The sequence below is a fragment of the Desulfosporosinus sp. Sb-LF genome, from assembly GCF_004766055.1.
Lineage (GTDB): Bacteria > Bacillota > Desulfitobacteriia > Desulfitobacteriales > Desulfitobacteriaceae > Desulfosporosinus.
This window is the reverse complement of record NZ_SPQR01000008.1, coordinates 147,558-163,153: the sequence shown is the minus strand read 5'-3', so window position 1 is coordinate 163,153 and position 15,596 is coordinate 147,558. Positions and strand designations below refer to the sequence as shown.

The 15,596-nt window shown below is 42.1% G+C and carries 13 protein-coding genes; 7 read left to right on the top strand and 6 right to left on the bottom strand.

Features of this window, described 5'->3' with window-relative positions:
- Positions 1-60 precede the first annotated feature (60 nt).
- From E4K68_RS13655 to E4K68_RS13635, 5 genes are all read right to left on the bottom strand, one after another.
- Complete coding sequence (locus E4K68_RS13655) at positions 61-366, bottom strand: 4Fe-4S binding protein (protein ID WP_135379491.1); 306 nt, start codon at positions 364-366, stop codon at positions 61-63.
- 17 nt (positions 367-383) lie between these two features.
- Positions 384-2,144, bottom strand: coding sequence for an adenylyl-sulfate reductase subunit alpha (locus E4K68_RS13650; protein ID WP_135379490.1), 1,761 nt, complete (start codon positions 2,142-2,144; stop codon positions 384-386).
- A 22-nt stretch (positions 2,145-2,166) separates the two neighbouring features.
- On the bottom strand, positions 2,167-3,660 hold the full coding sequence (locus E4K68_RS13645; RefSeq protein WP_135379489.1) for a DASS family sodium-coupled anion symporter: 1,494 nt from the start codon (positions 3,658-3,660) through the stop codon (positions 2,167-2,169).
- Positions 3,661-3,953: 293 nt separating this feature from the next.
- Positions 3,954-4,607: a Crp/Fnr family transcriptional regulator gene (locus tag E4K68_RS13640; RefSeq protein ID WP_135379488.1), complete on the bottom strand. Its 654-nt coding sequence runs from the start codon at positions 4,605-4,607 to the stop codon at positions 3,954-3,956.
- Between the two features lie 16 nt (positions 4,608-4,623).
- Positions 4,624-5,256 (bottom strand): GNAT family N-acetyltransferase, encoded by a 633-nt coding sequence (locus tag E4K68_RS13635; protein WP_135379487.1) that lies wholly within the window; start codon positions 5,254-5,256, stop codon positions 4,624-4,626.
- A gap of 334 nt (positions 5,257-5,590) precedes the next feature.
- Between E4K68_RS13635 and E4K68_RS13630 the strand changes: the two genes are divergently transcribed.
- The 7 genes from E4K68_RS13630 (at position 5,591) to E4K68_RS13605 (ending at position 14,206) form a co-directional block, all read left to right on the top strand.
- Entirely contained in the window at positions 5,591-7,522 is a 1,932-nt protein-coding gene (locus E4K68_RS13630) for a histidine kinase (protein ID WP_135379486.1), read from the top strand.
- Positions 7,512-8,156 carry a response regulator transcription factor gene (locus E4K68_RS13625; RefSeq protein WP_135379485.1) on the top strand — a complete coding sequence of 215 codons (645 nt, stop codon included), beginning with the start codon at positions 7,512-7,514 and terminating at the stop codon, positions 8,154-8,156. The genes E4K68_RS13630 and E4K68_RS13625 overlap by 11 nt, the downstream gene beginning before the upstream one ends.
- Before the next feature lie 112 nt (positions 8,157-8,268).
- Positions 8,269-9,483, top strand: coding sequence for an ammonium transporter (locus tag E4K68_RS13620; protein ID WP_135379484.1), 1,215 nt, complete (start codon positions 8,269-8,271; stop codon positions 9,481-9,483).
- Between the two features lie 221 nt (positions 9,484-9,704).
- Positions 9,705-9,980, top strand: coding sequence for a hypothetical protein (locus tag E4K68_RS13615; RefSeq protein ID WP_135379483.1), 276 nt, complete (start codon positions 9,705-9,707; stop codon positions 9,978-9,980).
- 560 nt (positions 9,981-10,540) lie between these two features.
- Entirely contained in the window at positions 10,541-12,937 is a 2,397-nt protein-coding gene (locus tag E4K68_RS13610; RefSeq protein WP_135379482.1) for an HD domain-containing phosphohydrolase, read from the top strand.
- Between the two features lie 254 nt (positions 12,938-13,191).
- On the top strand, positions 13,192-13,626 hold the full coding sequence (locus E4K68_RS20400; protein ID WP_158291420.1) for a hypothetical protein: 435 nt from the start codon (positions 13,192-13,194) through the stop codon (positions 13,624-13,626).
- A 13-nt stretch (positions 13,627-13,639) separates the two neighbouring features.
- The gene (locus E4K68_RS13605; protein ID WP_135379481.1) at positions 13,640-14,206 is read left to right on the top strand and encodes a GerMN domain-containing protein; all 567 of its coding nucleotides are present in this window, start codon (positions 13,640-13,642) and stop codon (positions 14,204-14,206) included.
- Between the two features lie 66 nt (positions 14,207-14,272).
- Here E4K68_RS13605 and E4K68_RS13600 read toward each other — a convergent pair whose 3' ends face one another.
- Positions 14,273-15,526, bottom strand: coding sequence for a glutamate-5-semialdehyde dehydrogenase (locus E4K68_RS13600; protein ID WP_135379480.1), 1,254 nt, complete (start codon positions 15,524-15,526; stop codon positions 14,273-14,275).
- Positions 15,527-15,596: the final 70 nt, after the last annotated feature.

Sequence of the window (15,596 nt, the reverse complement as noted above, 5' to 3'; positions counted from 1 at the left end):
GGAACACCCTGTGACCAACACCTCTGTACTTGTTTGATGCTTTCAACGATCAAGTTCTACTTATTTGTTGTGGGTCTTTACTAGGAACTTATCAACCTTACCATTGATATCAATGCAGGTCCACTCAATTTCTTTTTCTTTCATCTTAGGGATAAGTCTAGCTGGATAGTACCCCAATTGATACGGAATTCTAGTTTCAATGGCCTCGAATTGGCAGGCTTTTACACAGGCCATGCAGTCCCAGCAATCTCTTTTAGCTCTACAAAAAGCTTTCTTATTCTCATCTAATTCCATTAAATCTCCGGGACATATCTCTTCGCATTTCCCGCACCCTTTGCATTTATCTTGATATACTACTGGTGGCATCTCGTCACCCTCCTTTCTTAAGCTTTTAAACGGTCCCCCGAGATGATTTGTTCATAGGGGCGAGTAAACATTTCTACGTCTCCAGTTTCGGGGTTATAACGGGAGTTTACAAAGCAATCGAATTTTTGATCGTTCTTTTCTGGGAAATCAGCACGGGTTTGCCAGCCTGCCCATCTGGTTTCTTCACGGTACATCAGGTGGTGCACCAGTACCTGAGCTACGTCTAATCGATCAATGACTTCGTGAGCATCCATCAACTCATGAAGATCGGTTGCAATTAGGTATTTGACTTGATCCTTCAAAATCTTGAGGTTGCGCAGAGCATATTCCAAACCTTCTTTGTTCATTCTGAAAAACTGGTGCACTCCCCCAGCATATTCATCCATCAGCCGCTGCAGCCGTTCTTCCATTTCTCGGGGTTTAACACCGTCACCCACGACACTATGGCGGAAACCAGGTGCAAAAATCCTGTCCTTCTCCTGGGAAATTTGCTCCTCGTTAATGATACCCTGCTCTACACTAGCCACATAGTCAACGGCAGCCCTAGCAGACAAGAGCCCCTCAGCAGCACAACCGCCCACAAATTTATTGGGTGTGCCACCCGCCACATCACCACAGGCATATAATCCGGGTAAGGTGGTAGCTCTTTTTACATCAACCCAATATCCGCTAGCTGTATGTCCCCCCACAATGTATGGGTCAGAGCCATAAATTTCGATGGGTTCCTTACTTAAATCCTGTGCTCGGCTGGCTAGAAATAAGACATAGCTGGGGCGCTCATTTAGATAATCGTATTTCATATCATGGATTTGGTCGGGAGTCATGTGCGTGGTATCCACATAGCAAGGACCACGACCCTCACGCCACTCATCCATGGGCGCGTTAGCTCGGATATAGCGGGGAGCGGCATCCCCACCTAGGTGAGCGTAACGGGTTTTCAGAATCTGCTCGCCCTTGCAGTTAATCATCGGTGTTTTATAACCCACTGAAATGGTATCGATGGGACCATTAAAATCTTTGGTTCGTGTGGCACACCAGCGCATTTCAAAGGTCGTCATTTCAGCACCCTGACGAATACCGATCGCAAAACCAGTCCCTACATTAAAAGGGGCATACCATAGCTGGTGGTGGCTGTCATTACCATCGTTTTGATACGGCTTATACAAACCAGCTGCACCACCGGTGGCTATAATGGTTGCCTTAGCTCGAATGATATACACCTTGCCGTCTCTCACACCAAAACCAATAGCACCAATGACTTTATTCCCCTCCATAAGGTAGTTGGTAGCTACTACACGATTTATGATTTCACATCCAGTTTGACGGGTCTTTTCAGCCAAAATGACTTTCATCTCCGAACCGCTAATGGTGATATCCCATTTACCCCTAGTTTTGTACTCTTCCCCATCTTCTTCATATTTAATGGGCATACCCCACTCTTCCCATTCTTCGATAGGCTTGTTTAAAACTTCTGCCATCGAAATGGTCAAATCTTCACGGATCAGCCCACCAGCCTGAGAACGACTCCAACGAACGAAGTCTTCGATGGTGCGATCCTTTTTTATATAAGTATTAATCGCGTCCATACCACCAGCTAGGCATCCACTCCGGTCGATGTGTGCTTTCTCCATTAAAGTAACCTTCAAATGAGGGTTAAGACGCTTGGCTTCAATGGCGGCGAAACAGCCAGCATTTCCTGCGCCGATAATCAGAATATCTGTATCGATGCGAACCTCATCTATTTTATCAAAGGATTGGGGCAAATTTGCTCTTGACATCGAATCTTCCTCCCTAAATAGGTTAATGAACGGGTACCCAGATGGGATACCCGGTTACTGCATACCAAGGTACCATGATTAAAACCATATAGAAAATTACCATTAAGGTGATAGGAGCACCTACTTTAACAAATTCGCCAAAGGTAAATTCCTCGGTTCCATAGGCGATTAGGCAGGCTGTTACCGAGATGGGTAAAACAAAGGCGTAACTATCCACATTTAACACCATCATAGTAAAGGCAACGGTGTTCAGCCCAAGCATAGGGGCCATTGCAGCCACAATAGGGGCCAAGAGGGTTACAGCCGCAACGTTACTCACAATACCTAATCGGCTAATTTGCACAACCACACAGATGAAGATACTAACACCAATCCAACCCCAAGCCGGTGCTAAACCAACTAAGTGAGAGGCAATCCACTTGTCTACACCGGTCTTTGAAAAAGCGGATACCAGCGACAAGGAACCACAGAGCAACAACCAAGTACCAAAGAGGGTATTGGATTGTACCTTTTGCCAAGAAAAGTTGGTAAGGCCCGGAATAAATAGCACCATCACAGCGACTAGGGCAACTAAGGCCATATTATAACCATGAATTTGTTCGGTTGCCCACAATAAAATAGCAATGCCAAAGGTTACTAATACAATCCATTCAGTAGTCGTCATATTACCCATCGCTTCTTTTTGGCGTTTGATTTCCGAGATACCACCAGGGACTTCAATATTTTTAGATTTCATGACCCAATTAACCCAGTAATATATGATGACCAGAATTCCCAGCAAAGGCCAATTCATCCAGGCCCATGAACCCCAAGTGATAACGTCTTTTTTCATGGCCTGATTAATGGTTTGAGCCACGATGACATTCGACATATGGCTGTGCATCAAAATAGTTCCGGAAGCCAGTGAGGCGAAACCGATACCTACCATTGTAAATACCTTTCTTGCCCTAGCACCCTCACCTGCTTTCTCAAATAAACTGTTTAACCCTTGAATGATCGGCAAGAAAAGTGCTCCTCTGGCATTGGTAGCAGGAACAAGTACAGCGGTTACTAGGTGAGCCCCAATTATGCCTTTCAAAACACTCCCTACTGTGGGTTTAACTCTTGAAACAATACTGAGTGCAATCCGTTTGTCTAAGCCAGTGACTTGCATAACAGCAGCCAGAATAAAACACCCAAGAATAAGGAAGGTAACGTCATTAGTAAAGCCGCTAAAGGCTTCGGGGAGCTTTTTACTAGCACCGGTAAGGGATAATAACACCGGTATCATCAAACCTGAAACTGCTAAAGGCAATCCATTGGTCAACCAAATTGTTGTAGCCCAACCCATCACAGCCAAGGCTGCTCGACCACCTCCAGTGAGACTTTCAGACGTGGGAACCATTGTTAAGATTGCCGCAAATACTATCCAAGAAAAAATAAATCCAGGTAATGCATACTTGTTATGTTTAATTCCAGTGGATTTCGCCATAACTTTCGTACTCTTTGTTTTTGTTTGTGAGGTAAACTCAGACATGTAACACCCTCCATTCTTTCATATTGTAATCCAAAGGTAACCTTTAATTCTTTTTAGCTCACCCCTCTGTAAGCGTTTTACCACATGTGAATATATTAACAATAAACCAAAGTACTGAAAACCGAATTGGAGACACATTTCTGTCGTATTGGTGACAAAAAATAAAAGCCAGCCGATAAAATAAAGGTAATATACAAGACCTTTATTTTATCGGCTAAGCTTTTATTTCATTTTGTAAAATAACTTTTATCCAATTTCAACACTCTCACTTCTATTAATGAGAGTTCCGTTTCTTATTCCTGAATCCATGTTTTTAGTTTGTTTGGGTTGACGCTAACAATCTCTCTACCTTCATATTGGATGCCCCCGTCTTCCTTAAGCAAGTTGAGGAGAGACGAAATCGTTTGACGTGCTGAGCCTATTACGCAGGCAAGTTCTTCCTGGGTAACTCGCAATCGCACACGAATAAGACCATCGTCTCCTTCAGTCCCTGCACGTTCCGCCATATTTAACAGAAGAATGGCTAGCCGCCCTTGAATAGGGTTCATGATAAAATCATAGATTGTATTCTGTGCTTCCCTTAACCTATCACTCATCAGCCTGATCAGCTTCTCGGAAAACTCGGGCATTTCGGTCAGCATTTTTTTAAAGCTATCCTTTCCGATAATTATAATAGATACATTGTCCATTGCCTCTGCACTATACTCTCTCTCATTAACATGACTCAGCACTTCAGCCAGACCAATAAAGTCACCTGGATACCGGATTGCAACAGACACCTGACGACCGTCTGATGTAGTGCGGTAAATCTTAACCAAACCACTTTTAATATAATAAACTTCATTTGTCCTTTGGCAGGTTGAAAAAACGATCTGCCCTTTGGGGTATTTAATTTCTGGAGCTATTCTAATTAAATACTCAAGTTCTCCGTCCGTTATCTGAAACACAACTTCCCCCCTCATGTCATAATGTTGAACCTTTCTGATCCTGATCATCTCTTTTAATGTCCTGGGGTAATACATAACTAAATTCCAATTTATGAATATAGCGTTTTCCCATAAGTCCTATGTATATTTCGCGTATTATTTGTCCAATCATCTTATTCATAGTATTCATAGACGCATTCAATGGTAATACCATAAGATGCATTGGAACATCCCATATTGAATAATCGATGTTAGGAACCAAATTAAACCCTGCCTTTTGATAGAATTTTATTCTTTTTTCGCAGAGTAATCTTTCCTCGTCAGTTCTTGAGTTCTCAGGCTTTTCAACTTCAACGACAACACCTTGCTTCAGGGAATAATTTCTAATCAAGGCTTCTAGGAAAGTCGACCCAAGACCAAGGGCCCTAAAATCATTATACACTGACAATAAACTAATGAGGACATATCCGTTGGCGCATCCATCTGCGCAAATTGAATAGGCAACATCATTTTCACCATTATGAAAAATAGAACCTTGTTGTACACCCTTTTCAATCTGTTTGGCCAAAACATTCAATGGAGCATACTCGCCTACTGCAAAATCAAGTTCAATACGTTGGTAGATACTTTCCAATTCTGCAGGTATCATTTTCCGAATAGTCTTGTCCATCTAGACTGCTTTCCTCCCTTTGACTAAGATGATAGTATCAATATATCACAGCTTTACCCCCAAAAGGAGAGTTCATCTCGAGCTCTTGAACAACTTTGTGTAAGCGCAACTTCTCAAATTGGAGCACCCTATCTCTTTCATTCTTCTTCAAGGGAGTGATAAAAACACTGGTAATTTTACACTTGCGGTTGGTTAAGCTTCCTCGTCTCTTTTGTGTAGGGGTATAACAGCATACCTTGATCCCTGTAGGCGAATAATGTATACTAAGCTGTTTTCGCAAAGCTTTATACACACAAATGTCTAATGTTTTCGTTTTTAAGGAGCTATTTATACCATGAATATGAATCACCTCTGGATCATCGTAAGTGCGAGTTTTGTTTTCTTTATGCAGGCCGGCTTTGTTTGCTATGAAGTTGGATTTATCCAATCCAAGAATGTCATTAGTGTGGCCATTGAAAACATCCTCACGTTTGTCATCACGACCTTGGTTTACTGTTTTTTGGGTTTTGCACTGATGTTCGGACCCACTCATCTGGGAATTTTCGGTGGCAACTACTGGTTACTCAGCCATCTGCCTCTTACTTATCCTTCCCTGGGATATGTGTTTGTTTTTTTTGAACTAATGTTTGCCGGAACCGCGGTGACGATTGTCTCCGGGAGTATGTCTGAGAGAACCCGTCTACTCCCCTTACTGATCGCCGCAGGTTTCCTTGCAGGTTTCATTTATCCCCTGTTTGGGCATTGGGTATGGGGAGATTTATTCCTTAATCAACCTGCCTGGTTAAAACAGCTGGGTTTCTTAGATTTTGCCGGAGCTACCGTCGTTCACGGAACGGCAGGTTGGGTTTCCTTAGCTGGAATTATCATGGTCGGGGCACGCAAAGATCGCTGGGATGCTACCGGAAAGTTAAAAAAATTAGGACGATCCAACATTCCCTTTGCAGCTTTAGGAACTTTCATTTTATGGTTTAGTTGGTTTGGCTTTAACGGTGGCAGCCTGTTAGAGTTTAATGACCGAGTCGGTTTGATTCTATTAAACACCAATTTTTCGGCAGCTTCGGGAGTTGTCGGTGCGATTCTAACCAACCATTTTTTCCTCAAAGACCATAGTTATATGGAGGCTATCTTTGCGGGAGCCTTGGGAGGGCTAGTCGCTATTACGGCCGGTTCCAACTACCTCCAACCACAGGATGCCGTTATAGTTGGATTAATCTCAGGTTCCGTCGTTGTCTTTTCTGGATTGTGGCTGGAAAAGCTCGGGTTGGATGATGCCGTGGGAGCGGTGTCCATTCACGGTTTTGGCGGCGCTACGGGCACGATCTTGTTGGCTTTTTTAGCTCCATCGGAAATTTTGGATGGCCAAACACGCCTGGTCAAAATTTTGGTTCAATTGACGGGCGTGAGTGTTAATTTTCTCTGGGCGTTTGGTTTAGGGCTCTTGATGTTTTACCTGATTAATAAGACGATTGGCCTACGGGTCTCCGTAGAGGAAGAAGAAAAAGGATTAAACATAGTTGAATTCGCCGATCTTTATTCCTGGCAGGACTATTTGAAAATGACGCATTATGAGATTCTGACTCAGGACCTCAGCGGAACAATCCAAGTTCAAAATCAATTGTTGCAGAAGCAAGCCAAGCTTCTCGTGGAAACTCAGGAGCAAGAACGGGTAAAACTGGCAAGAGATCTTCATGACGGTGTCGGTCAATCCCTCGCAGCTTTAAAACTACAATTGGGCATGATTGCTCAGAAAATTAAGGTTGAACATCCGAATTCTCAGTTAAGTGGGCAGGTCGAACGCACAGTGAGCTTAACAGCTGAAACCATTGAGGAAATCCGAGGGGTTTTATTTAATTTGAAACCGGCTCTTTTGCAAGAGAAAGGACTATCGGCGTCTGTCGAAGTTTTATTGAAGAACCTGGAAAAAGCCAGTGGCATCCGGTTTGAATATCATTTACTAACCACAATGCCCATCTGGGAAGAAGCCGCTAGCTTAAATCTGTACCGGGTCATTCAGGAATGTTTGACGAATATCTTAAAACATGCTCAGGCGACTCAAATCGCCGTAAACTTTAGCAGGCTCAGAAGCAACCTTTATCTTTTTCAAATCAGTGATAACGGCCAGGGCTTTAACGTTAATGAAATCCACGCCGGGTTGGGCTTGAGTTCCATCCAGGAGAGGCTAAAAATGCTCGGTGGGAAGCTACATATTAGCACTGAAGAAGGAAAAGGGACAACCTTAATGATGGAGGTACCTTATGACGATTAAGGTGTTTTTAGCCGATGACCATAAAATACTGCGCGAATCTCTAATCTTTTTACTGCAACAGGAAAGCGATATTGAAGTGATTGGCGAGGCCGCCGAAGGTCACAAGGCCCTCGATGAAATTCTGCGTCTGAAACCAGATATTGCAATTTTGGACATCTCTCTTCCTCGACTCAATGGTTTAGAAGTCGCTGCTCGTCTCAAAAAGGAAGACCCTTCTATTAAGATAATTATTTTAACTATGCATAAAAATGAGGATTTCGTGGCCCGGGCGTATCAATTGGAAGTTAACGGCTATGTCTTAAAAGATAACGCCCTGGAGGAACTCCTAAAATCGATTAGAATCGTACAGACTGGAGGAATTTACCTTTCTTCAGATATTACTTCAACTGTCGTATCTGGCTTCGTAGCCAATTTCAACCGAAAAGGAGGGAAAGCTGAGCTTATTTCTTCCCGAGAAAGAGAAATAGTACAGCTTTTAGCCGAGGGAAACAGTAACAAGGATATTGCTCAACTGCTGAATTTGAGTTTAAAGACCGTGGAAACTCATCGTTCGAATATTATGCATAAACTAGGCTTGAAAAGTATCACGGATTTGGTTTTATATGCTGTCCGCAATCACCTCATCGAGCCCTAACAAAATACAGAGGAATTTCTCAGAATATACAGGATAACCCTGATTAACGAATCCGCTTTTCTGTTTTAAGATGTAAATAACAAGCGATCTTAAACAGTGGAGGGATTTTGAGATGATCAACAGTGGGGATACAGCCTTTGTATTAATCAGTGCTGCACTGGTTTGCCTAATGACGCCGGGATTAGCCTTCTTTTACGGTGGCCTGGTACGAAAAAAGAACGTTTTGACTATTATGATTCAGAGTTTTATTTCCATGGGAATCGTCACAGCCATTTGGGTTTTTGGCGGGTTCAGTCTAGCCTTTGGTAAAGACATGCATGGCCTGATCGGCAATCTTCAATATTTCGGGTTACAAGGAGTCGGCATGAGCCCCAATCCTGCTTATGGGCCAACGATACCGTTTTTAGTATTCTATATTTATCAATCAATGTTTGCTATTATAACTCCTGCTTTGATTACTGGGGCCTTTGCCGACAGGGTCAATTTTAAGAGCTACCTGAAGTTTTTAGTCCTGTGGAGCATTTTAGTCTATATACCTTTGACCCACTGGGTCTGGGGCGGCGGTTTTCTGGCTCAAATGGGCGTGGTTGATTTTGCAGGTGGTATCGTTGTTCACGTCAGCGCTGGCATTGCTGCCTTGGCCTCTGTCTTTTTTGTCGGCAAACGAGTTATGGTGCCAGGGGAAAATGCCGCACCCCATAACATTGCCTTTGTTGCCTTAGGAACTGGCCTCTTATGGTTTGGCTGGTTCGGTTTCAATGGCGGCAGCGCTTTAGCCGCTAATGGAATCGCGGCAACGGCCTTTGTGAATACAGATATTGCTGGTTCGCTGGCCATGATTACTTGGCTATTAATTTCTTGGATTCATGAAAAGAAACCGACTATGGTCGGCGTTCTGACCGGTGCAGTCGCTGGTTTGGCAACAATTACGCCAGCAGCGGGTTATGTCCGACCATGGGCTGCAGTAATTATCGGCATTTTGTCCTCCGTTGTTTGTTATCTGGCTGTACAAGTGCGAATTAAACTTGACTGGGACGATGCCCTTGACGTCTGGGGAGTTCATGGAGTCGGCGGTATTCTGGGCTCCATACTGGTGGGTGTCTTTGCCGAATCAGTCGTTAATGGCACGAGTGGGCTAGTTCAGGGTAACGTTCACCAATTCCTGATTCAGGTATTTGGTGTTGTCTTTACTGGTGTCTACGCCTTTGTCGTAACCTATCTAATTCTAAAAGTCATCAATGTTTTCGATTCAGTCCGGGTACCCGAAAAGATGGAAATACTGGGGCTGGACACCTCCATTCACGGCGAAGTCGCTTACGATTTATAATCTGATGGATTAAGACCAACGTTGCATAAACCCTGTGGCCAGGAATTTCCACATGGCCACAGGGTTTATATTTATTTTCGTGAAATTCGCCTTACGTGTTGCCCCTTGGTCTCAATAAAAGTCTCTGCCCTAATATTGTTATTTCAAATTGTAGGTTACATAAAAAAACAGCACCGGTGCAAAATATCTTCAATATATAAGCAGAGGAGATTGATTTATTAATGGACAAGGTCAAAGGGAAATTAATGAGCAAAGAGACTTTTCTCGATAATTCACCGTTCACTAAAGAGCCATATGAAGGAATTCTGGTCAGCTCAGATACTAGAAATAATCAGTATAAGATTGCAGTACAGTTAAGCGAAAACCAGGTGCTGCTTGTAGATGAGGTAAGTGACACGGAAGTTCTAGAAAGAGTAAACAAGTGGATACCGCGAGTCAATGAAATCCAGATACAACATGGTGTTAAAAACGATCTCGAGAACTATATAAAGTTCTGATTACAAACCACGGGATACGATTTACAAAATGCTTAAGACTTTACGTTGTAAATTGTTGGCAAAGGCTGTAGTCAAGGAACACTTCGGCGGCGAGCTTAAATTCCATAACTGTCATTGTGCTATCTGCATGTATAGTACCAAAGGGGAATTTCCATGTGGGTTTAGATGGTACTTACACAATTTTTTAAGAGGGACGTAACGAAATTCAATTTCGCTGCGTCCCTTTTTACTTGCTGAACAGGTTCAGAAATTGACGCCAGAAAGTACGCTCACCTGCACACTAAAATCTCATCTAAAAGTAAAGGACCTTGGGGGTAAGCTCAGAGAATAGTGGAAAGATCAAGAAAAGAGGTATTTAGAACAAGATGTCGAAAGAATAGTAATATTCGACGTAATTCGCGCAAATATCCTATTCATCAAACAAATCAAGACTCTAGTATAATTTCGATGAACATTTAGAGGTGATCAATTTGAAGATAAGGCATAAAATTTCTATAGTTGCAATCTCCGGAATATTCTTTGTAGCATTATTTTCCACAATATTACTTAGGGCTTTATTTATGAATTATGCAAAAAAAACAGAAACTAAAATTGTTGATCAAGACTTTCACCGTGCAATGTCAATTATACAGCGAGAAGAATCTTCCTTAGAAAATTCCGTGAAGGACTGGAGTTATTGGGATGATACTTTCCACTTTCTAAACGGCACTAATAGTCACTATGTTGATGTTAACCTTCAAGATAATACCTTTACTTCCTTAAACCTTAATTACATGGGCTTTTTTGATCTTAAAGGGGATACACTGTTTGCAAAAACCTATGGAATCGATGCCGCAAAAGAGAGTTCATTTAAAGATGAGTTACTTCAGAGTTTACAAAAGGGAGAAAACTATAAAAGTCTAATGTCTAGCCCTACTCCTATTACGGGATTATTGATGATTTCTGGAAAGCCCATACTTATTTCCATATCGCCCGTGACGACGTCCGACAAAAATTCTCCTAATGATGGAGTTATTGTCTTTTGCAAGTTAATTGATCAAAAATTATTGAATTATCTTAAAGAGGTCTTGAAACAGGACATCGAATTTAAAACTCTACAAGATCCTGTAGTTTATGACGTTTTGAATCAGGATAATTTAAGATTGTCCTTTGATGACACTAACTTGTATATCAAGACGACAACAGATTCTATAAAAAGTTATGCACCTGTTAATAATGTCTACCATAATTCTAAGATAATTATGGTTCTTAATGCCGGAAGACCCATGTATCTCGATGGATTGGCTATCATCAATTACGCTAGTGTTATATTTATAGCAACATTTCTAATTATCACTAGCCTCAGCTTATTAGTCTTAGAGTTTTTAGTATTCCGGCGAATTGAAAAGCTTGACGAATTTGTGAAATCGTTCAGAAACAAGAAGAAGATGACTGAAATGATCTCTTTGCCGGGAAAAGATGAAATCTCAAATCTTGCTACGAGTGCAAATAACATGTTGAAAGAGATTGATAGCTATTATGAAGAAATAAAACTTAATGAAGAACGCTTTAAATTGATCATGGAAGCGATTAACGATGGCTATTATGATATAGACCTATTGCTACATAAATTCTATGTTAACCCTGACTGGCTCAGATATTTAGGATTCGAGAACCGCGAAGGTTATCTAGATTATGATCAAGTCTTCAACATAATTCATCTGGAGGATAGAGACCAATATCTAGCTGCTTTGAATGATTGCTTGAACGGCAAAGTTGAGAAATTAATCGTGGAATACAGGGCACAGAGGAAGTCCGGAGAATGGTTGTGGCTTCAGGTTCGAGGGAAGATCGTCGAGTATGATAATTTGAAGAACCCCAAGCGGTTAATCGGTACTATCTCGGATATTACACAACGCAAAAACTATGAGGCCGAAAACCTTTATTTGAGCCAGACGGATGTGGTCACTACGCTAAAGAACCGAACTTTTGTTGAAGCCCGGTTGGAAAAAGCTGATAAATGTCTATTATGTCAAAGTTGGATCATCATGGGGGATGTTAATGGCTTGAAACTTATCAATGACACGTTTGGGCACCAAGAAGGGGATCGACTCTTGCGTGCGATCGGAGAAATTCTCAGGAAATGCTGTTCATCGGATGATAGCCCTGCTCGGTGGGGTGGAGATGAATTCATTATTCTGATCAACGACAACAATGCCGACTATGTTGATAACTTGATATGGGACATAAAGAGAGAGTGTAGTAATATGACGGGATATCAGACCCCAATCAGTATATCGTGGGGACGCGCTAAGAAAGATGAACTGCATACAGATATGAAAGCTGTTATTAAGCTGGCTGAAGAAAGGATGTACCGCACTAAGCTTCTAGAAGGCCGAAGCGCGAAAAGTTCAATATTGAGTTCTCTTGAGCAATCCCTCCATGAAAAGCATATCGAAACCGAAGAACACACCAGGAGAATCGCACAACTATGTGTACAGATAGGTATGAGAATGGGCCTAACACAGGACGAACTTGATGAAGTGGCTCTCCTAGGCCTTCTTCATGATATTGGGAAAATCGGAATACCCGAAGCCATCTTACTTAAGCCTGTTAAACTAACCACGGATGAATGGGAAATTATGAAAACCCATTCTGAAATAGGATACCGTATCGCAGTGTCGACACCGGAATTAGCTCACGTTGCCGATGAAATCCTGTCCCACCACGAACGATATGATGGCACTGGTTATCCGCAGGGTCTGGCAGGTAAAGAAATTCCAAAGTTGTCCCGACTGCTGGCAATTGTCGATTCATATGATGTTATGACCCACGCTAGACACTACAAAGAGGCTATGAGCGTAGAAAGTGCTGTTCAGGAAGTACAAAGCTGTTCCGGAAAACAGTTCGATCCCGAAATGGTAGAACAATTTTTAACTATTTTGTGTGAAGATGCATCCTCGCAAACGGCGAAATAACTGTCCTCAGCAAAAATTGGGGATCTAGCAACAACAATCCCGGCTCATGAGCCAAACTCTTTAGTTAATTTATTAACCTTCCCTCGTACATCACAAATGCCCGTGTTATATCTTATAAACCCGGGCAAGCTAAATAATAATTCTCATAGGATATTAAGTGAACCATCCCGGGTCAAAAACACGACTTCATATAGCCTTAACTTTCGGATTTAGTAAATAGAGGTGATTCTTTGTTTTACATCCCATATTGGATTATGGTAGCAGTATTTATGGTTATGGCAGTAGTAGCTGTCGCAAAACATAAGCTGACCTTTGTTGATAGTTTAGTCATAGTCATGGTTATTGCACTATCACTAGCAAGTGATATGCTTCTTTGTAAGCAATTTTCGATGTACTACATTGTAAGTGTGCCATTCAAAGGGTGGTATAGCTTTTGGTCAGGCATATTAGTTTTTCCAAGCCTTGCAATTACGTTTATAAAATTTGCACCTAAGTCAAAATATGCAGTCGCGTTATACGTAGCTGTTTGGACTTTTGCACTGACACTTTTTGAGATTTTGATTGTAGTGCCCTATAGAATTTCAGTGTATCCTAAATGGAAAATTATACCCTGGTCACCAATCGTGTATCTTATAGCGTTCACTTTAATATACGTTTATCATAAAATCCTCGAAAAGAGATGCATCTAGTGGATGGTAAAACATGAAACGATTAACGGTCTTTCTTTTAATTCTTATTCTTACCGTAATGACAATCGGCTGTACTAAAACACCTCTACAAGCTCCAACTGACCAGAAGCCTCCCCAGACTCAAACGGAGCAAACGACTCCCCCTGTGCAGGTACCCTCAACACTGTCCGCAAACGAATCCCAAGTTAAAATTTATCTCATTGCTTTAAACGATAACGTAAAAAGCGGTAAGGACATTGGCACCGGAGATAGCCTTGTACCGGTTGAAAGAACTATCTCTACTTCCAATACACCTTTGAAGGGTGCCTTTGATGAGCTATTAGCTCTGAAAGAGCCATACTATGGACAATCTGGATTATATAACGCTTTATATCGTTCCAAATTAACGTTAGATAAGGCTACAATTACTAATGGAAAAGCGGAGATTTATCTCTCTGGTTCATTTTCTTTAGGCGGAGTCATGGATAATCCTAGGGTCGAAAACCAGCTTAATGAGACAGCTCTTCAATTTTCTACCGTCCGCGAGGTCCAAATCTATTTAAATCGTAAGACTCTAAAAGATGCCCTTTCACTTAAATAAATAGGTTAATGTAACTATACAAAAAGGGCTGGATACTATTTCCAGCCTTTTCTACATGATAGTATACTATTTTACGATTTGTCCATCACCGTAAACCATATACTTTACTGTTGTTAATTCTTTTAACCCCATCGGCCCGCGGGCATGTAGCTTTTGGGTACTAATGCCGATTTCAGCTCCAAAGCCGAAACGCCCGCCATCCGTGAAACGTGTTGAGGCATTTACATAAACTACAGCAGCATCGATTTCTCTCAAAAATCGTTGAGCCCTCGAGTAATTTTCAGTGATGATGGTTTCAGAATGCTTAGTGCTATATTGGTAAATGTGGTCGAGAGCCGCATCAAGGTGAGGCACCACTTTAACACTTAAAACAAGGTCAAGATGTTCGGCTACCCAATCTTCTTCCGTTGCTGGTAGGGCAAAAGGCAAGATTTCACACGTTTTTGGACATCCTTTAAGTTCAACATGGTATTTCTTTAGTTCTTCCCCTATGCGTGGCAGAAAATCTTGGGCAATCACTTCATCCACCAGAAGAGTTTCCAAGGCGTTACAGACACCGGGATTTTGTGTTTTCGCATTAATTACAATGGAAATTGCCTTTTCATACTCTGCCTCCCGATCGACAAACGCATGGCACATGCCTGTCCCCGTCTCAATAACGGGTACCGTAGCATTTTTTACAACCGTTTGGATCAGCCCGGCGCCTCCTCGTGGGATAATGACATCCACATAATCATTCATGCGCATCAACTGTTGAACCCATTCTCGATTAGTCTCCGTGATTAGTTGGATGCATCCTTGAGGCAAGCCGCTCTCTTCAGCAGCCTTCGCAATCACCCTTGCCAGAACTTTATTACTTTCTAAGGCTTCTGATCCACCTCTGAGGATCACAACATTCCCTGACTTTATGCATAAAGCTGCCGCATCGACCGTTACGTTTGGCCTTGCTTCATAGATCATCGCAACAACGCCTAGAGGAACTCGTGTCTGTTGAATACGAAGGCCATTGGGACGCGTCCATACTTCTCCCTCTCCTACAGGATCTCGTAAGACGACGACTTCCCTAAGTGATTGGCTTATTTGCGAAATGCTCTCCGAAGTCAGCCTTAGGCGATTTACGAGGCTTTTCTTGATTCCTTTTTCCTCTGCCGCTCGAACATCTAAATTGTTAGCCTGAACGATTTCTTGTTCAGAGTCTAACAGAGCCTCAGCCATGGCTAGCAAGGCTTTGTTTTTTGACTCGGTGCTGGCAAAAGCCAACTGGCGAGCCGCTTGTTTAGCCTTTTTTCCAATCTCAATCAATTCTTGATGAAACATCATAAAGCCCTCCCGGTCCTTCATTTACATACTCAAATCTAAATTCTTATTCTTTAACACACTTAGAATTCTA

Coding starts and splice junctions, on each gene's coding strand:
- E4K68_RS13655 (WP_135379491.1), bottom strand. CDS start 366: ATGCCACCAGTAGTATATCAAGATAAATGCAAAGGGTGCGGGAAATGC.
- E4K68_RS13650 (WP_135379490.1), bottom strand. CDS start 2,144: ATGTCAAGAGCAAATTTGCCCCAATCCTTTGATAAAATAGATGAGGTT.
- E4K68_RS13645 (WP_135379489.1), bottom strand. CDS start 3,660: ATGTCTGAGTTTACCTCACAAACAAAAACAAAGAGTACGAAAGTTATG.
- E4K68_RS13635 (WP_135379487.1), bottom strand. CDS start 5,256: ATGGACAAGACTATTCGGAAAATGATACCTGCAGAATTGGAAAGTATC.
- E4K68_RS13630 (WP_135379486.1), top strand. CDS start 5,591: ATGAATATGAATCACCTCTGGATCATCGTAAGTGCGAGTTTTGTTTTC.
- E4K68_RS13625 (WP_135379485.1), top strand. CDS start 7,512: ATGACGATTAAGGTGTTTTTAGCCGATGACCATAAAATACTGCGCGAA.
- E4K68_RS13620 (WP_135379484.1), top strand. CDS start 8,269: ATGATCAACAGTGGGGATACAGCCTTTGTATTAATCAGTGCTGCACTG.
- E4K68_RS13615 (WP_135379483.1), top strand. CDS start 9,705: ATGGACAAGGTCAAAGGGAAATTAATGAGCAAAGAGACTTTTCTCGAT.
- E4K68_RS13610 (WP_135379482.1), top strand. CDS start 10,541: ATGAATTATGCAAAAAAAACAGAAACTAAAATTGTTGATCAAGACTTT.
- E4K68_RS20400 (WP_158291420.1), top strand. CDS start 13,192: ATGGTAGCAGTATTTATGGTTATGGCAGTAGTAGCTGTCGCAAAACAT.
- E4K68_RS13605 (WP_135379481.1), top strand. CDS start 13,640: ATGAAACGATTAACGGTCTTTCTTTTAATTCTTATTCTTACCGTAATG.
- E4K68_RS13600 (WP_135379480.1), bottom strand. CDS start 15,526: ATGATGTTTCATCAAGAATTGATTGAGATTGGAAAAAAGGCTAAACAA.